The sequence below is a fragment of the Paenibacillus sp. NPDC056933 genome, from assembly GCF_042674385.1.
GTDB lineage: Bacteria > Bacillota > Bacilli > Paenibacillales > Paenibacillaceae > Paenibacillus.
In genome coordinates this window covers 818778-837704 of sequence record NZ_JBHUQN010000001.1, presented here as the reverse complement: position 1 = coordinate 837704, position 18927 = coordinate 818778, and the positions used below count along the sequence as shown (strand labels likewise).

Annotated in this window: 18 protein-coding genes and 1 pseudogene; 1 reads left to right on the top strand and 18 read right to left on the bottom strand. The window is 40.5% G+C overall.

Annotated features, from left to right (window positions below; genetic code table 11):
• Positions 1-14: 14 nt before the first annotated feature.
• The 14 genes and pseudogenes from ACFTRD_RS03660 to ACFTRD_RS03595 all read right to left on the bottom strand — a co-directional run bounded on the left by ACFTRD_RS03660 (position 15) and on the right by ACFTRD_RS03595 (position 14815).
• On the bottom strand, positions 15-950 hold the full coding sequence (locus ACFTRD_RS03660; protein WP_379377779.1) for a carbohydrate ABC transporter permease: 936 nt from the start codon (positions 948-950) through the stop codon (positions 15-17).
• A 70-nt stretch (positions 951-1020) separates the two neighbouring features.
• Entirely contained in the window at positions 1021-2193 is a 1173-nt protein-coding gene (locus tag ACFTRD_RS03655) for an ABC transporter substrate-binding protein (protein WP_379377778.1), read from the bottom strand.
• Between the two features lie 644 nt (positions 2194-2837).
• Complete coding sequence (locus ACFTRD_RS03650) at positions 2838-3962, bottom strand: GntR family transcriptional regulator (RefSeq protein ID WP_379377777.1); 1125 nt, start codon at positions 3960-3962, stop codon at positions 2838-2840.
• A gap of 185 nt (positions 3963-4147) precedes the next feature.
• Positions 4148-5419 (bottom strand): Gfo/Idh/MocA family protein, encoded by a 1272-nt coding sequence (locus ACFTRD_RS03645; RefSeq protein ID WP_379377776.1) that lies wholly within the window; start codon positions 5417-5419, stop codon positions 4148-4150.
• Between the two features lie 42 nt (positions 5420-5461).
• Positions 5462-7087, bottom strand: a complete 1626-nt coding sequence (locus tag ACFTRD_RS03640; RefSeq protein ID WP_379377775.1) for a type 2 periplasmic-binding domain-containing protein — start codon at positions 7085-7087, stop codon at positions 5462-5464.
• 41 nt (positions 7088-7128) lie between these two features.
• Positions 7129-8013 (bottom strand): carbohydrate ABC transporter permease, encoded by an 885-nt coding sequence (locus tag ACFTRD_RS03635; protein ID WP_379377774.1) that lies wholly within the window; start codon positions 8011-8013, stop codon positions 7129-7131.
• Positions 8014-8028: 15 nt separating this feature from the next.
• Positions 8029-8991, bottom strand: a complete 963-nt coding sequence (locus tag ACFTRD_RS03630) for an ABC transporter permease (protein WP_379377773.1) — start codon at positions 8989-8991, stop codon at positions 8029-8031.
• Positions 8992-9618: 627 nt separating this feature from the next.
• Positions 9619-10671 (bottom strand): LacI family DNA-binding transcriptional regulator, encoded by a 1053-nt coding sequence (locus ACFTRD_RS03625; protein WP_379377772.1) that lies wholly within the window; start codon positions 10669-10671, stop codon positions 9619-9621.
• 223 nt (positions 10672-10894) lie between these two features.
• Positions 10895-11120 (bottom strand): annotated as a pseudogene (locus ACFTRD_RS03620) (Rid family hydrolase); the annotation flags it as partial.
• Positions 11121-11153: 33 nt separating this feature from the next.
• Positions 11154-11663: a tetratricopeptide repeat protein gene (locus ACFTRD_RS03615; RefSeq protein WP_379377771.1), complete on the bottom strand. Its 510-nt coding sequence runs from the start codon at positions 11661-11663 to the stop codon at positions 11154-11156.
• Positions 11664-11720: 57 nt separating this feature from the next.
• Positions 11721-12440, bottom strand: a complete 720-nt coding sequence (locus ACFTRD_RS03610; RefSeq protein WP_379377770.1) for a ferritin-like domain-containing protein — start codon at positions 12438-12440, stop codon at positions 11721-11723.
• Between the two features lie 190 nt (positions 12441-12630).
• Positions 12631-13398 carry a nucleotidyltransferase domain-containing protein gene (locus ACFTRD_RS03605; RefSeq protein WP_379377769.1) on the bottom strand — a complete coding sequence of 256 codons (768 nt, stop codon included), beginning with the start codon at positions 13396-13398 and terminating at the stop codon, positions 12631-12633.
• 194 nt (positions 13399-13592) lie between these two features.
• The gene (locus ACFTRD_RS03600; RefSeq protein ID WP_379377768.1) at positions 13593-13976 is read right to left on the bottom strand and encodes a nuclear transport factor 2 family protein; all 384 of its coding nucleotides are present in this window, start codon (positions 13974-13976) and stop codon (positions 13593-13595) included.
• A gap of 317 nt (positions 13977-14293) precedes the next feature.
• Complete coding sequence (locus ACFTRD_RS03595) at positions 14294-14815, bottom strand: GNAT family N-acetyltransferase (protein WP_024634496.1); 522 nt, start codon at positions 14813-14815, stop codon at positions 14294-14296.
• A 729-nt stretch (positions 14816-15544) separates the two neighbouring features.
• Between ACFTRD_RS03595 and ACFTRD_RS03590 the strand changes: the two genes are divergently transcribed.
• Positions 15545-16252 (top strand): CAP domain-containing protein, encoded by a 708-nt coding sequence (locus tag ACFTRD_RS03590; protein ID WP_379377767.1) that lies wholly within the window; start codon positions 15545-15547, stop codon positions 16250-16252.
• Positions 16253-16642: 390 nt separating this feature from the next.
• On the opposite strand, the gene ACFTRD_RS03585 is transcribed toward ACFTRD_RS03590, so the two are convergent.
• The 4 genes from ACFTRD_RS03585 to ACFTRD_RS03570 form a co-directional block, all read right to left on the bottom strand.
• The gene (locus ACFTRD_RS03585; protein ID WP_094938018.1) at positions 16643-17086 is read right to left on the bottom strand and encodes a hypothetical protein; all 444 of its coding nucleotides are present in this window, start codon (positions 17084-17086) and stop codon (positions 16643-16645) included.
• Positions 17087-17338: 252 nt separating this feature from the next.
• On the bottom strand, positions 17339-17626 hold the full coding sequence (locus ACFTRD_RS03580) for a hypothetical protein (RefSeq protein ID WP_379377766.1): 288 nt from the start codon (positions 17624-17626) through the stop codon (positions 17339-17341).
• 318 nt (positions 17627-17944) lie between these two features.
• Entirely contained in the window at positions 17945-18316 is a 372-nt protein-coding gene (locus tag ACFTRD_RS03575; RefSeq protein ID WP_379377765.1) for a DUF7674 family protein, read from the bottom strand.
• Between the two features lie 321 nt (positions 18317-18637).
• Complete coding sequence (locus ACFTRD_RS03570; protein ID WP_379377764.1) at positions 18638-18880, bottom strand: hypothetical protein; 243 nt, start codon at positions 18878-18880, stop codon at positions 18638-18640.
• Between the last annotated feature and the right edge of the window lie 47 nt (positions 18881-18927).

Genomic DNA, 18927 nt, shown 5'->3' with positions numbered 1-18927 from the left:
TTACTTCCTCCTCCTTATTTCCCTTGATAATGAACCCAGCGTTTGGACGTAATAAAAATAATTCCGGTTAATGCCATAACGATAATAAATAAGATCCAGGCCATTGCGGAGGCATAACCCATTTTGAAATACCTGAATCCGTTCTCATATAAATACATGACGTAAAAAGTCATGGAATTTGCAGGAGTTCCTTGCCCTTTGGTCAACGTATAGGGAAGAGTAAACTGTTGGAATGCACCGATCATTCCCATGACAAGGTTGTAGAAAATAACGGGAGTGAGCAAAGGCAGGGTTACCTTTCTCGTTTTCTGAAACCAGTTAGCTCCATCGATTTGCGCCGCTTCATAGTACTCATCAGGGATGTCTCCTAATCCAGCAAGGTAGATAACGACAGCTTGCCCAATACCCCAAAGCGACATCAGAATGAGAGAGGGCTTGGACCACGACTCACCACCAAGCCAAGAAGGCCCATCGATACCGATATGCGCTAACATCCCATTCACCAATCCGAAGTTTGGATGTAACAACCACATCCACAGAACAGCCAGAGCCACTTGTGGCACAAGAGTAGGTAAGAAAAAGATCGTTCTGAATACAGCCATACCCTTGACCTTCATATTCAACATCATAGCGAGTGCCACACCGAAAAATATACTTAATGGAACAAAAAATACGGTAAAATAAATCGTGTTGTATATGGATTTCCAAAACAAAGGATCATGAAATAGATCTATATAATTATTCATTCCGACAAATTCACCAGGCTGCAGAATGCTGTAAGTAGTGAAGCTGAAGTAGATGGACATTAGCATCGGAATTGCATAAAAGCATAGCAGCCCTATAGCCCAAGGTGAAGCAAACAGCCACCCAACCACGTTAGTTCTGTGGAGTGCTCGTTTCCTTGCCGATGGAATTGCGTTTACTTGAACTGAATCGGCTAGTTTCGCCATGTGCATTCTCCTTCCAATTGTCATTCTTTAATAGGCAAGGAGAGAGTTCGCTCCCTGCCTACCGAGCACCCTATTTGTCGTATTTTTCTAAAGCCTTATTAACAGTCTCTGTTACTCTATCCAGGTTCTCTTTCGGAGTACCGTTACCGCGGGTAGCCTTTTCCGTAGCGGAAGCTAACTCATTCCACAACAGCTGTCCTTCAGGAATAACCGGGCGGTTGTGTGAATTGGGCAAAATATTGATAAATTCCTTCATAATCGGATCGTCCTTGTAACCGTATTTGTCGTTAACCGAATCGATAACGGAAATTTGAGAGTCAGCGTTTAATAACGTTTGCCCCTCTTCTTTCCCTAAGAATTCGAGGAATTTCCAAGCAGCAGCGACGTTCTTGGCGCCTTTAGGGATAATAGCAGACCCGCCTCCCGACCATGTCGTAAAATCAGTACCTGTTGGGGTCGGTATTGGTGCAACACCGTAATTTAAATCCGGCTTAAATTTTTCGATCCCCTTCACCGTAAAGTTTCCACTTATCTTCATGCTGATTTGACCGGAAATGAACGGATCCATTTCCTCCGTGCCAGCTGCGCTTGTGAATCCGGCAATATCCTCGACATTGTATTTTTTGCCGAAGTCGGTCATCCATTGTAGCGCTTCAACGACTTTAGGATCATTTGCGGTAATTTTGCCAGTGGCAGCGTCCTGGAATTCTCCTCCAAATGCCCATCCCCAAGTATACAGCCAGCCTTGCGAATACCATGGGATGAAACCGATCCGTTTGAAACGTTTACCTTCCTTGATGGTTAACTTTTCGGAGGCCGCTTCAAGCTCGGCGATCGTTTGTGGTGGTTTGTTGGGATCCAGCCCTACTTCTTTGAAATGATCCTTATTATAAAATAGCAGGCGAGAGTCCGTATCCATCGGCATTGCATAAAGCTTTCCTTGATAACTGGACTCCTCCCAAGCAAATGGATAATACATTTCCTTACGAATTCCGGATTCTGCTGCCATCGAGGATAAGTCAGTCAGAGAACCTTGCGCAGCCCAAGTACCGACCTTAAACCGGTCGAAAAGTGCAACGTCAGGAGGATTGCCACCTGCGACTGCAGTCAGCAGCTTCTGATCGGATCCCTCGCTGGATTCTGTATAAACCAATTTCATTTTGATGGTAGGGTTTTTCTCCTCAAATGCCTTCACGACATTATTCATATTATCTAAATCAATTGAGGTAAGACCATGCCACATCGTAACCGTTGTAATCCCCTCTCCGGCCTGATCGCTTGAGCCTCCCTTCGTTGAGCAAGCGGTTACAAGTAGTAACATAACCAGAAAGTAAACAAGAATTAGAAATGCGAATTTTTTGGATCTCCCCATTCAAAGTCCCCCTTAAGTTAAATTCATTCGTTTAACTTGAATTCCTATAAGATCCACTTCATTTTCTGATAAATCCACAATTTATGTAAGCGTTAACAATAGTGATGATATGAACTATTAAAATCAGAAAATGATAAACGAAGTGAATTTGTTATAAGAAATCCACTAGTTATACTAAGTATGTTAATATGACGTCGTACAGCGTGTCAATTGCAATATTACGACATTGATGTATGGCTATAAATAAATATAAATCGACGTTTCGAGGTTCGTTAATCTCCGGTCTCCTAACCAATTCCCTGATGTGAAACGAGCTTTACCATAAGAAAAACGTCTATCGACATACTTCACAGAAGACAGACCGCGTTTAGAAGAAGTTTTTCTAGCCATATCAGGAAGGTCCATGCTACGAAGTTTATACTTTCTGATATCAAAAAAGTGCCGAAAAGCCCCTGGGGACTTCTCGACACATTGAGCAATATCCTAGCTTTAGTTGAGCTGCGCTTGTATTAACCCTACCTGTTATTTTTAACGACCATACGATGTTCAATAATGTTCAGCTCGGGAACTGCTGTTCCATGCAGCTGAGAGATTAACATATCCACCGCTAATTCACCCATCTGTTTCTCATCCTGCTCAATATGTGTGAAGATGGGTTGACCCAGGTAATCGTTCATGGAGTCGAAACAAACAATCTCGAATTCCTCTAAAGATTTCCCCATCGAGTGGATGACCTGAGCCAGCATGGTAGCTATTAGAAATTCCGACGCGACAAACGCCTTTACATCAGGGTGTTGTTTCAAAAAATGCTTTACTGTTTCTTTATCACCTTCAATCGCTGTTCCGTTTATGTTTATGGGAAGGGTACCCTTCAAGTTCGTCAATACATAATCTTTGTTCAAGTTCATTCCTTCTTGGGTAAAGGCAAACGTATATCCGAGCAGCCTTTCCTCCAATGTTGAAGTGTTCTCTTCCGGCGGAGATAAAAAGGCAATTTTTTTATGACCTTTGCTAATCAGATGACGCGTAAGATCCATGGCTGCTTTCTTATTGTCTGTATACACCGAACAAACCGGAATTCCTTTTAGGTATCTATCGACCAAAACAATTGGAAACCGATCCAATACAAGTCGAAGCAGCTCCGAATTATAGTGTTGACCATGAATGGGGGTCACGATTAATCCTTTGATGCCTAAACGAATAAATAAGTCGATCGCACGTTTTTCCTCATCCCGATCCCCGCAAGTTCGCTTGATAATGAGTTGATAATTATGCTCAGCACTCCGCTTTTCCATCGATCTAAGAAGTTGTAAGCCAAACTCGTCAGAAAAATTCGGTATAATAAACCCGATCAACCGCTTATCATCCTCAGCAACCAAGGGCGTTCTTACCTCTGAATAGTGCTTCGGTTCTTGTCCTCCAATTATACCATCAGCCACATATGAACCTTTTCCTTGTATTCGTTTGATAACCCCAGAATCTGCCAATTTCTCCAGAGCCTTTTTCGATGTAATACGACTGACGCCAAATTTTTCAGCCAACTCTTTTTCAGAAGAGACCCGGTCTCCTTCTTTTAATCGACCTTCTTTAATCTCTTGTACAATATAGATATATATCTGCTCGTATAAATGCAATTCCACAAAACCACCCTGACATCATAATATTAATATACTAAGTATATTACACAAGAAGTAATTCGCAAAGTTAGTGGATGGGATTGTGGTGAAGGTCCGTGAAGAAAACTCTCGAACCCCAAACAAACAAAAAAAGCAGTCCCTCAAAATATATTCATACCTTGAGGGGCAGCTTATCGATACACTGCTAATTATTTAGATAGCTCTTCCTTCACCATAAGCTGACGGGCATATTCATTCAGATCGATAGACTCGCCCCCGTTCAGCCGCGACTTTTCAGCTGCGAATGCGATCAGATGACTCCGGACAGAAGCAGCAGCCGATGTCAGGCTTTCCTGGCCGTTATAGTGACGCACCTCATCCAGAAAATTTCTCACAATGCCGCTGTCTCCCCCACCATGGCCACTGGTTTGAGAAGGGATTGTGATTTCTGTTTTTTGATGTGTCAAAAAGTCATACATGGTGATTTGATCTTCCTCACCGCGAAGTTCTCCTTTAGTCCCCATGATCTGGATTCTACGTTCCTGCTCAAATGTAAAGCCGCACATACTGAACATGGCCGTAGCTCCACCTTCAAATTCCATATTCACGACCTGATGATCTACCACATTATTGTCACTCCGGTATACACACCGGCCGTAATCGGTATCACGCAAGCCCTGTATGATATTCGGTTTCGTCAGCTCCTGTGTAAAATGTCCTGCCCAACCTCTGAACGGGTCACTCAAATAAAATCTTGGTGCAGAATACGCGCAGGTTGGTTCTACAGCACAATCCAAGCATCGGTCAGCGGAACCTTCCGGTGCATTGCCTTCATGAAAATGTTTAAGAGATCCAAACGAACTGACCTTGAGGCAAGGCTGATCCACGAGCCAGGATAATACGTCCATATCATGGCATGACTTGGACAGGATCATCGGGCTGGATGTGTTGGAATTATTCCAATTTCCTCGCACGAAGCTGTGGGCAATATGCCAGTAACCCACATTTTCATTCAACTGAATGGAGACAATTTCTCCGATACGCCCTTCTTGTATCACCTTCTTGATTGTATTCCAGAACGGTGTGTACCGCAGCACATGGCAGATCGTCAGCAGCCGGTCATTATCTCTGGCCGCTTGTTCCATCTCAAGACATTCCTTTGGATCAGGGGACATCGGCTTCTCCAGCATAACATGATACTTCTTATCTAAAGCCTGCATGGTTGGGCCATAATGCATTCTGTCCTGTGTACAAATAACCGCAATATCAGCCAGCTTAGGTTCAGCCAACAGGGGCTCCCACGACTCATAACAGTGTTCGGGCGGAATCCCGTGCTTCTCAGCAAATCTTGCTCTCCTCACTGGATCAGCTTCGGCAACTGCAATGAAGGTAAGCTCATGCGGATAATCAAGTGCATAGGGTGCATAGCCACCCGCTCCCCTTGCACCTGCTCCAATCAGGACTGCTTTCAGTTGACTCATATTTGTTCGCTCCTTTATGTTCTGAAATCTACTCATGACCCTCTAATCCGCTTGGGTATAACGGTCTGCCGCTGATTGATAGATGGCTACATATCGTTCTACGCCCATCTTTTGGAGAGCTGCCACATACTGATCCCAATTGTCAAAGGATTCATTTCCAGTAATGAATTTGTCACGCATTTCATCTACATACGTTTCAATATCCGTCTGGAAAGTGGTCAGATCCCGCTGCTCTTCCTGCGTGAAATTAAATGGAGGCCAAATTTGATCTTGTGGTAAGATGTGCGACTCTGCTTTTTTCGCATTATCAACCGAAGTTGGCAGACCTTCAGCACCCTTGAAGTATTTCTGCTTCACAAAACCCGGGTAGTATCCACCCGGCCAGATCAGGTATTGACCTACTGCCTGGTCTAGATTAAGGCCATCCGGGTTGTTTTTGATATTGTCGACATAGTCTACGTTACCTTCTGCGTCTTCTTTATACGTCTCATCTTTCCAGCCCATGAAGAACGTTTTGATGCCCTCATCACTGTAGAAATAATCCATCCAGCGGATCATGGCCTCTGGATTTTGAGCTTTATCTGTCAGTACGAACATCCCGATATTACCGAGCGGAGAACCATAGGCGTTGTATGTCTGATCGCCATGAGGACCCTTCAGTACTGGCATGCCAACATAACCTTGCTGATTGTATATCGCAACCGGATCGACATTATCCACGACTCCGATAAGGCCTTCCATACCTTTAGCATCCACTTCGGTACTCTTAACAGATACAATGTCCTGCTCGAGCAATCCGTCCTTGTAGAGCTTATTCACGAACTGTAACAGCTCCTTGTACTGGGGATCGGTTGGAATAAAGCGTACTTTATCTGTCTGAGGGTCTGTATCAATGTTAAGGTTGGAGGTGCCATGATTATTCAACCCAAATGAACCTCGCAGGTAGTTCACCACACCATTCGTTCCCACACCGCCCCAGGCAATCTCGTCCTTTTGCCCGTTGCCGTTCGGGTCCTTTTCTTTAAAAGCTTTCAACATAGTATAGAAGTCATCTAAAGTCTGCGGTTCCTGCAAACCTAATTTATCAAGCCACTCTTGCTTCACCCAAGGTGTTCCGTACAGAACCGACTTGAATTCCGGATCATACAAGGTTGGCAGCCCATATATGTTACCATCCGGCATCGTAATCCCTTTGCCAATAACTGGATACTTCTTCATTAGAGCCTTAAAGTTAGGCGCGTATTGGTCGATCAGGTCATTTAGAGGAATGAATGCGCCCTGCTTGCCGTATTTCAGCAGATCCGATCTGGAAAACGCCGAGGCGTAGAACAGCTCCGGGTAAGCGCCGCCTGCCAGCAGGAGATTGCGTTTTTCCTTCAAATTATCCTTCTGCACCGTATCCCACTGGATATGAACATTGGACATCTTCTCATACTCTTTCCAGAGTCTGAGATCGTTCCAGTCCGCATTGGCAAAAAACTTCCCGGCAAATCCGCTCACATTAATGGTGTCATTTACGATCGGAAATCCGCTCGTATTGACTTTGCCATTGGCAGCTCCTTTATCCTTGCTACTTCCCGAATCAGCATCCTTAGAACTGCACCCGGCCAGCATCGAAACGGACATCATACAAACCAGAGCGATACTCCCCCACTTTTTGAGCGTCATTCTTATTCCTCCCTTTGTCCCATCGTTATCCATACAAGGAATCATCCTTTAATGGCACCAATCATTACGCCTTTAACAAAATATCTTTGCAGGAAAGGATAAAGCAGGAGCACCGGGATATTAGCAACGACGAGTACAGCATATTTGATGCCCTCCACTTCCCTTTGCTGCTTAATCGCAGACTCGGTTGACATTTTGACCATATCATTCGTCTGGCCTTGAATCAGAATCTCCCGCAAAATGAGTTGAAGTGGAAATTTGTTCTTGTCTGACAGATACAACATTGCGTTAAAGAAGGCGTTCCAGTGCCCAACAGCATAGAACAGAATCGTCACCGCGATAATGGGCATGGATAATGGCAGGATAATCCGGGTTAACGTTTGAATATTGGAGCAACCATCAATCGTCGCCGCCTCATGCAACTCATGTGGAATCGATTGCTGGAAGAATGTCCGCATAATAATGATGTTCCAGATCGAAACGGCATTCGGAATGATCATGACCCAAAATGTGTTTAACATGCCAAGGTTTTTGATTAGCATATAGGTTGGAATTAGTCCGCCACTGAAGAACATCGTGAAAACAAACAGGGCCATGATGGCATTGCGGCCAATAAAATCCTTCCGGGATAGCGGATATGCCGCCAGAATCGTCATGACAAGATTAATCAGCGTCCCCACTGACGTATAGATCAGTGTATTGGTATAACCTCTGAGGATATCTTTGTTCTGAAAAATCTTCTCATAAGAATGGAGATTGATCCCCTTGGGCCATAGGAACATTTCACCACGCAGGACGGCCTGCGGATCACTGAACGAAGCACTTAACACAAAAACAAGCGGGTAGATAACAATGAGCGTAATTATAATTAACAAAAAATGGTTAACTATATTAAAAATACGATCTCCTCTAGATTCAACAAGCATGCATCAGCAACTCCCTTACCATAGGCTCGTTTCACTCATACGTTTTGAGATCTGGTTAACCGTGACTAGTAAGATGAAATTGATTATGGAGTTAAACAGACCAATCGCCGCCGAGAAGCTGTATTCAGCATCTTGTATCCCGCTCCGGTAAACATAGGTAGAGATAATGTCCGAGGTTTCTAAATTCAGTGTGTTCTGCATCAGTAGGACTTTCTCAAAACCAATACCCATGATGCTTCCGATATTTAAAATGAACAAAATGATAATTGTCGGCATAATACTCGGTATATTAATATGCCATATCCGCTGCAACCGGGTTGCCCCATCCACACGCGCTGCTTCATGAAGCTGAGAATCCACGCCGGCTAATGCCGCCAAATAAATAATCGAGCTCCAGCCCATGGTCTGCCATACATCCGACATCACAAACAAGGTCTTGAACCAGGATGGTTCAGACAAGAAATTAATGGGATTACCGCCGAACATACCAATGAAATGATTAATGATTCCGTATCGCGGCGATAAAAACATCATCATCATGCCTACGACCACGACGGTTGATAGGAAGTGCGGCGCATAGGTTATGGTCTGAACAAATTTTTTAAACTTTTCCGCCCTTACCTCATTCATCAGAAGCGCCAAAATGATAGGGACTGGAAAACCTACCGCCAAGCTGTACAACCCAAGTCCAAGCGTATTTTTAATTAATCTCCAGAAGTAATAACTGTGAAAAAAACGTTCAAAATGTTCAACACCGATCCAGGGACTTCCCCAGATTCCCTTCGTTGCAATGAAATCCTTAAATGCGATTTGAATGCCATACATCGGCAAGTACTGAAAGACAATGTAATAAGCAACAACTGGTGAAATTAACAAATAAAGCTGCCAATTTCGTAAAATGGGGTTCCACTTTTGAAGTCTTCTTCTCTTCTTTTCATGTACTGCATTCATTGCAGGTTGTACAGTTGTATTGGCCATGAACATCCCCCCTGGAATTGTCACTACAATTCTGCCTGGCAAAATGTCTTTGTGTTAAATCACCAGCGTCCTAACGCTGCTTGAAGCAGTTCCCACCTTTCTTTCGATTTCTAAGATTTGATTTAAAGTACTTATATGTTAGAAGTTGTTACACAAAGTGAGTGAAGAGCGTTAATAGATGACTTCATTATCTAATGCAAGGAGATTTTTTGGATATATATTTGGATATATATTTGGATATATATTTGGATATATACTTGGTTTTATTTTGGAGTCTGTTTTATGTAAATTGATAGGAATCAGTTTGGATAATGGGTTATAAGAGTTTTAGAGGATTCTTGTATATTTTATATAAACATTGTTTTAAAGGGGATGAAAGCGCAATCAATAATTTTGTTTACGGTATAATCTTAGCTGGTGGCTAAATCCAAAAATATAGAAAATAACGCCAAATACTTAATTTCATACATCATAATATAGCCCACAGACGGTTGTCAAACATTTTTTTGGTTTTATTTGGATTATTTTTTGGCTAAAAAGACAAGAAAAACCCACGCGGATGCATTCCTCGCAGGTTTTATATTAAAATTATCTGGTTTTATATGTAATATAATATCACACAACTAACTAGTCATTTGTACGATTTGTACGATCATAAACAGATGATTCCCGTACAATAAGGGTGCTGGGCAACAACACTTTATGCAAAGATGAATAACGTCCTTCCAGATAATCGTTAATTAATTGTGCAGCCACTTTGCCGATCTCATATTTTGGAACTTGTACGGACGTCAGAGGTGGTGTTGTATACTGCGCCATAGAAATATTATCCATGCCCACGAATGCGATATCTTGAGGAATACGGCCATTTTGTTCAACAACTGCCCGCATCGCAGGAATAGCGAGCATATCACTTGCACAAAAAATTGCCGTTGGCCAATCAGACTTCGGCGTTTTGGTCAGGAGTTCCGTCAGTCTGCTGTAGCTGAGATTCACATTCCAGTTGGTGTTGATAATCCAATGTTCATTCAGATTCAGGTTTGCTTCTAGCATGGCAAATTTATAACCGACATACCTTTCTTCGCTCTCTATTTGTTCCGAATATGCGGGGCCACCGATAAACCCAATCCAGGTGTGCCCTTGCTCGATCAAATGACGGACTGCTGTGCGGGCAGAAAATATTCGGTCACAGTCAACGACCGGTACAGTAAGCCTTTCGTCATTGAGACTCACACCCAATACAGTGATATTCTCTTGCTCAAGCAGCTCAAACAATTTTTCATCGTACCAGCTGATTGCGACTATTCCTTGAGTACCCGTTTCCTGAAGCATCATCTTTATCCGTTCGGTGTCACTAAGTTCTTCGCAAGTTCGGACAATTGCTGGAGGCAGCCCCATTTCCGTCATTTTAACGTGAAAACCAGTCAGTACCTGTGAAAAGTACGGATGATCATCCATCAAAATCTGTGGCACGATACAAGCTATCCGTTTGGCTGAGGTAATCTCTTTGCCAATGGATTTGGAGGATTCATCCAAAATATATCCCAACTCAAGAGCAGCTTCCCTAATTTTCCGCTTTGTCCCTTCATTGACCGGTCGATTGGTATCATTGCTGATCGCGCGCGAAACCGTTGATATGGATACGCCTACACGTTCTGCGATATCTTTTAATTTTGGCATTACAGCACCTCCTCTTGCTCTCTTCATTTGGAGCCAAAATTTATGTTTAGCAATGATCATATCATAATATTGTAATATTTTGGCGTCAATTAAACAAGCCGCCATACAAGTACCGTTATACTATCAACACGCGATTTTTTCCACTTCTCATAAGCTTTTAAATTGTTTGACAATCTGTACGATAAAAAAGCCCCCGGTTTCCCGGAGGCTCATCGAATCCTAGTTATTTTACCGCAATCACTTCAATCTCCACAAGTCCGTCCTTCGGCTGCTTCGCAACCTCAACGGCGCTACGTGCCGGATAAGGCTCCGCAAAGAAAGTGGCATATACTTCATTAACCGTTTGGAAATCGTTCATGTCTTTTAGAAGTACCGTCGTTTTCAACTACATGCTCCATGGTATAATCTGCAGCTTCCAAAATTGCCTTCACATTAGTTAGCGATTGCTTCTGTAAACTTATAAATCTACCGAATTAGCAAAATCATCCCCAGGTTTCATCAAGATGTTGTGCATAGTATTGAATCGGTCTGCTAAAATACTGAAGTTTTTCATCTGAGGTTGTTTCTAGCAAATTAGCTAAAAGAAGTTCAGTCGACTCTTTGTATTTTCCCGTATTATAAAGAGAGATCGCCAGAAACACTTGAAGACCTCTATGATCAGGGAACTCTTTTACACCTCGACGTAATGTTTCCTCTGCTTCCTGATAAAATCCTAAATATCGATATGTGCTTCCTAGACCAAGCAAAGCTCTTTCAAGATCCGGCCCGGATAGTCCTTGTTCAATAGCTCGAACATAAAATGGAATGGCTTCTTTTCCTAGTCCTGAATTGTCATGAGCAACAGCCGTCTGAAAATTGATCTCAGCATCGTCGGGGTAAGTGAAAACCAAATCTAAAAGCATTGTACGAGCTTCAGCAAGTATCGCTTGATCCTGCTTAGCTCTTCCTTCTTCGCGAAGTTGTATGGCCTTATCCAAAAGTTCTCTTTTCATTTTTACATTTACCTCTCTTTTTGAAATCTTGGATATAATGTTATCTGACGTAAACCTCTACTGTGAATTAGTTATAATCTTCTTCGTTAAGTTAAACTCATGACGGCATTCATAGTAATAACTTTTGAGTTTATATCCCCCAGCTTTAAATACAGGCTTATGTTGATACCACACTATAATTAGCGTTCCTTCAAAAAGGATTCTACGAAGGATATAAACTATTCTGTTAAAGAGAACTCTTCTATTTTGAGCAAATTTATGAAGTGTTTCGGATTGAAACTGAACATGTTTCTCCTCATCACTTAAAATCTGATTACATAAATCTATTAATACTTCTGACTTTGTAGATTTTTGCAAAGCTTTATAGTACAACTTAGCAATGATCTCAGCAGTTAATAGAACAATGACTGATTGTTCTAGACTCGCATATCGACGTAATCTTCTAAATACATTGTCCACCCAATGTCTACGAAGGAGTGGGATTCCCTGTACCTTCATAAATCTGCCTAGATCTCTAGCGTGCCTCTGTTCTTCTTTAATGAATTCTATAAGTGCTTCATAGTAATCTTGATCTTGTGTCTGATGTACATATTCTTGCGCACGTTTAATTAGATGTTTACCTTCAGATTTTTCTCCTAATTGAAACTGTTGAATTGACTTAATGATTATTTCTCTTTCATTAGTTGTTAATTTATAGTTGTCATCCCAATGAATATATTTGAGGTTTTGATTATTTCTTCGATAATATTGCACCCATTTCGAGAAAGTGATATTCATTATTTGCTCCTAAAATGTAATAGGTTTATGTCAGATAACCGTTTTGTATTGACGACGTCCTGGCCCCGTAGAGTCGCTGCTTATAGTTGTGAGGCTTGCCGAACACCTAATGCAGTGACGTCCCGACGGGCATAGGGGGCTGAGTGTGGTCATTTCGCTTCTCAGAGTGACCCGGATCGTCAATATTTTGTTAGTCGAAGGAAGTTCTGGAAGCAGCCATTGCATTTAAGGCGTTCTCAAAATAGCTATATACTTCATCTGCAATTCCCAGAAACTCTTCAACAAGTACATTACTATCCAAGTAACAAGCATACAGATAATCAACTAAAGCGGAGTCAATCTCACAATAGTTTAATATGGCATTCTTCATCTTAATAATGTCATCTTGCCATACCCCTGTATCTTCTAAAACCAAAGAGTATAATGCACGAATTAATCTCTTAGAGTAACCTTTAATATATCTAGTTTTCATTGTGTTATCACTAGCATTAGAAAGTAAACGATGTATACGATCTACTTCCTCCTTAGTCTCTGTATTTAAGTCTAAAATGAACTCTGGAGAAATAATTATCGGTGGTACTTTTTCACCAACGTCAGGACCAGATATGCAAACACAAATGATCTTAACCCAAAAACCCCACTCATTTGGTTTACTTAATACATCGTCAATCGAGCAAATTATCGTATCAATCTTAGTTACTACTGGATATTCTTCCAAAAGCCTGTCTTTAATATTTGACAATCTTTCGTAATCAATATCTTTGGGATTGACACATACAATAGTAAAGTCTGCATCTGACTTAAAAGGTTTAGCAGTTCCTTTTGGAATCGAGCCACACATATAAATGCTATGAATCTTACCTTTAAATTCGGCAAGTATATGATCTATATACTTATCAACAAAATCCTTATATTCACTTTGTATTACAATTCTATTTATAACTTTTTCTAATATCATTATAGACTCCTCCTAAACTAAGAACTTCTTTCGTCTAACGTTCCCGCATTCACGACGCTTGGCGTATGCCAAGTGTGTGTCCGGTAGCCTCTGCTTCCCTGAAATGCTTCTGCCGGACCGAGGGCGTATGCCCGCAGCGTGAATATATTGTTATCTGATTTCAGGGTAATCTATGATTAACTTTCAATAATGTTTCAACTATGATCTTCAATCAGTATTAACTTCTTATCTTTCATTTGAAATATTGATTTCCCTTGAAGTTTTAATGTTTCTCCTGCCTTCATTCCATTAGGGAGATCACTGGACAATATTCCCTCATAATCAATGTCAACCTCTGCTTTATCTCCTGCGAAAATAATGTTCTTTATTACTTGACGCCTTTGAGAAAATACCTGAGTTGACTGCTCTGCTAATGTGCGAAATTCCTGAATCCCCTTTGTTTCCGAATTCACTTCACCTTTAGAAATGTTTCGAAAATGAATATTCTCATTCAAAACTCCTATCATTCCATCAATGTTAAACGTGTTATATGCGCTCAGGTATTTTTCAATAAGATCTTTTAAATTTGAGTTCTCCAAGTCGAATCACACTCCTAGATTTTGATATTACATATTTGTCCTGATTTCAGATAACGTTGCTGTATTCACGAATCCGAGAGGCTCAAAGGAGCGTAGCGACTGGGTCCGTCAGGACTTAGCCTCTCAGTGGTTGTCGCCTGAGTCCGCTTCCTTTCCACTGAATTTCGCCTCGTTATGAATCTGCTTCTCTTGTTCCGGTCGACCCAGGGCCTTACCTGGCCCGCAGCGTGAATATAATGTTATGAGATGTCATCGACTCCAATGAAATACAAGAATATTATTAAATGTGGTTTTATTTCAATTAAAGTTTAATAAACTTATAATTTCGCTAAAACCTCATCAATGTTATCCCATTCATAAATTAATTCATTTAGAACTTTTCCCCCTATTATTATTTGAATTGATTTACATAATTTAGCTCCATAATGTTCATAGAAATATCGTGTCTTATTATCTTCTAGAACTTCAACAAATATCTTTTGATAGCCTAAAAATTTAAATTGTAGAAACAGTTGTTTAAGTAATTCTTTCCCTAAACCTCTTCCGTGATATTCCTTAAGTATGTATATAGATGTTAAATCACTGGAATTGGCTACTATATTTGTTTCTCTCTTCCAAGAATCTGCAAATCCAATAATTTCTCCTTCTGGGTTTTCTGCTATAACTACAAAATTATCTTCTCTTTCAATATTTTTGATCCATAATTCAGTTCTTTTTTTATATGACAGATTATATAAGAATTCATCTGGAATGATACCTTTGTAAGTTGTTCTCCAACTATCCACATGAACTTTTGCAATGCCTTCTGCATCATTAATCGTTGCTTTTCTTATTTGCATAAATAACCACCTCATAGGATTAGTTAAAACGAATATCTCAAGCACTTAGCCATAACTGTATATAATGAGTAGCATTATACAGTTCCTATCTTGTAATTTATTTACGATGATTTCTCATAACTTTCTTGTATTCACGAAACGCCCCGGCCTTTGATAGCTCTTATCTTAGGCTGGGGCGTTTGTTGACTGAGATTTCTTCCATGATTATACATCTGTCAATCAAGGGGCGATAGCCCCGCAGCTTGAATACTGTGTTAAACGTAGTTGCTGACTTCATCGAATTATCAAATACTAGCTTTCAGTTTGTTTTATATGATGCAGCATATGGTTTATATTCTATAAAATTGTCTATACCACCAACGGGGGCGTTTAGTTAAGCAGGACTTCGAAAAGGACACTGTATCTCGCGGCAATAATGAATGAGTGAAATTAGTTTGAATAGATTCTCCCAATTATCCATCGAAATACTCCAATCATCAGGAATCCCATTGAAATAGATAACATTCATCCCGTGATGCATTTATGACCCGATATGGCCTTCTTTATCCATAACTATTCGCAACACGCTTTGCTTTCCTCGAGACACAAAAAAAGACAAGGCTATCTAAATGGTATCGTTCATAAAAAAGTACTGGATAAGGAGAGAACCATATTAGGAATAAGTAAATGGCATATAGGAAAACATAAATCCGGGAACTTCATTAACTAACGGATCTAGGAGGTTGGCAAATGGCAAAGTTTTTCGTTTTAACAATATTATTATTGGTGGCAGGCTGTTCGTCCCATAACAATATGATGCAAAAACAAGTGACTCCTGAGCAAAAACAAATTTCAATTCATGATCATGCTGCTGCACCAAACTCTGTCCTCACACAGGCATCATCAACAGCTACATCTTGGCAAGAGAGATCTATTACAACAAAAGAAGCCCAAAATGGAATTCCATTGGATTTGTTGGATCTGATTCGAACACCGGATGGAAATCCAGTAAACCAGGCACCTGCAGGAAATCCTGAAAATAAGGAGCCAACGGGACAAGTACAGGAAGGTAAAAAAAATACTACGGATAAAACCGATTTTGAGCAGCAGGTTCTGGATCTAGTCAATCAAGAAAGGGCCAAAACAGGATTAAGTTCCTTGAGTAGGAATGAAGAATTGTCAAATGTGGCTATGGTCAAGGCACAGGACATGTACAACCACAGTTACTTTGATCATAATTCGCCAACACATGGATCCCCCTTCGATATGATGAAGGAATTCGGGATCACATATAATACCGCTGGAGAAAACATCGCAAAAGGGCAAACCACCCCTACCCAGGTTATGAAGGAGTGGATGAATAGCCCTGGCCACAAAGCAAATATACTGAATAGTAGTTATACTCATATCGGTATTGCTTATTATAACAACACATGGGTCCAGGAATTTACTGGGTAGCGCCTTTCATCTCCCAACAATAAAGTATCAAAAACCCGCAATTTATGTCGGGTTTTTGATACTTACAGATCCTGCATACGCCACCAGTTGTTTTGTTTCCTCGAACCGGATTAAATTGTAAATCTTATCCATGGCTTCACCTCCTTTCGAAGGGAAACCATGCCCACCCAAGATTCAATTGTAGATATATTTTACCTTTATTTACATCTACGTACAAGCGTTCTCAATTTGTTTTTATAATCTTTATCTTGCATCCCTTTCATATAACATTTCTGTATTCATGAACCCCAAAGGGGTTGTCTGCCGAAATGCCTCCTCGAAATCCATCTAGCAGACCAAGGCTCCATCGGAGCCAAAGAATGAATATTATGTTATACGAAGCACTTCGCTTCATTGAACTGCATTCAAAATCTCAATGACTAAAATAGCTTCTTCTTTATAGCCTTCAAGATCGTTTAGTTTAATCCATTCAGGTTCATGATCTCTAAATTGATAGAATCTAATTACCACATCTTCTCCTTCGATTGTAGAACTTAAAATTAAAATAAAGTCTTTTTCAGGGTAGTTCAACTTTATATTCTCTTTCCAATTCGAAATGAGTTTTATTCCAGTCCTTAAATCCTCTATATGGTAATGATTAATTGAGGCTTCTAAATCTGTTCGATCTTGATAAATGGTTTCTTCAATAGAATCTGTCTCTCTTAAACTTGAAGCATCAACTAAAATGCAATTGTCCCATTCATGAAAAGTAGGGTTAAATAAATTCGAACTGATCGATTCCTTTGATTTAGCAAGCTCATTCAATAAATTTCTCATCGCCTTATTTGTTTTCATGTTTTTCCTGCTTTCGAAGTGTTTCGTATAATGTTTGGGTAAATACGAATCCTCACCACTTTAAAGGAGCAAGGTGATTGGGTGCGACGCGGTAAGAGTGCAGGGTTGTCTGCTGAATCTGCAACCTCGAGATTCCTCTGCAGACCAAGGGGCGAATGCCCCGCAGCGTAGATATGATGTTATATGATGGATCGGCCATCTTGTGTTACTTCCACAATTAATGTTCTTATACGTTTTGTTAGACGATTAAATCTATGAATAATAGCCCCCTTCTAATAAATATGTTCTTGTTTCTTTATAGTGTTTATAAATCTTACTAAATGCCCTGTTTGCTTTATGCTGATAATCTCCATCACTTATGCATGATTTAATTACTTTCACAACTTGCCTCATATTCGTATCACCTGGAGTCTCACCAGATATTAATTTTTCTAAATCTAGTTCAAATATCCCCTCAAAATTTTCCGAACAATCCCCATACACATATATTGCATTGGTATCATTCATTTTAAGTAATTTGAATTCAATACAGAATCCCATAGAATTACCATCTTTCTTCGAATTTATTATTTATTTGCCGATCTTTCATATAAAATTTTTTGTGTTCACGACGTCCCATCGACTTAAGGTTACGAAGTGACCGGGCGCGATGCGCTTAGTCGGGGCGGATGTGTCTGGCTGCTCCCACTTCCCCGAAATTCCTCTGCCAGACCAAGGGGGCTTGTCCCCCGATGCATGAACATCGTGTTAGCAGAGTCCTCCGTCTTCTTCGATTTACAGACACATCGCTCTTATATGAAAGTCCTTTTATCAAAGTCCTTAATTGAAGATTTTATTTAGAGCCCTTAAACAAGCTTATTAGATTCTTCTACCTAATCCTCTATCAGCCTCAATTTGAAGTTGTATGGTTTTAGGTCCCATATATTGTTGCGCTAATCGAAGGATTTCTCTGTCGTTCCCTAATATTTCCAATACAGTAATTGAAAAAATGTTAATTAAGTGATCATCTTTGCAATTAGATACTTCTTCAAAATAATCAAAAATTCTTTCTAACAGATTGATATTTCTATTCTCACTTAATAGCTTAATTATGTCGGGCATGAAGATATCCTCAATTATGACTGTTTCTAATACCTCACCGTAAACCTCAATGGATTTTATATAATCATTACTCTTTGAAGGCAAGAACTCCAACATTACTCTAAAAAATTCCTCCGATTTTTTGCTCATGACTACCAGCTCCTCTGTTTGAACAGATACTTGCATCATGTGACGTAAGTATCTGATATTTTTGTTTCTGATCCTGGTCCTTTAAAGCAGTTCTCACAGAGGTTTCTGTTCAAGCGGCTTAAGGAAGCGTAGCTGCCAGTGGTTCTGCCACTTAGCTAGCCGGTTGAATGTGTCCGGTGAAATCACATCCTCGAAATGCCTCTTCCGGACCAAGGGTCGGGCTTGTCCCCGCCCGATATGTTGAATGTGATGTTAGATGATATTAATGCCCCTCGAACTCCTCACGATTGTTTCTTAGCTTCAATGTAATCCCTATACTTATCATGTAGTTGAACATTCTTTATTATCGATTCTCCTGTGCTCTACTTCTCCAATATTTTCATATTCCTTCTTGTATTCTGTCCATGGCATTTTTGATTTTTTATCTAGACTCCAAGTACTTAGATCGACATATGTCTCTTTAATGATCTCTAATTCCAGAAACAAACTATTCAGTTTATCGTTCATTAAAATTCTCCTATTTTTTTTATATGCAGTAATTTCACCTAACGTTGTTGTGTTCATAACCTCCCACCACCTTAAAGGAGCGTATGCGACTGGTCGCGACCCGG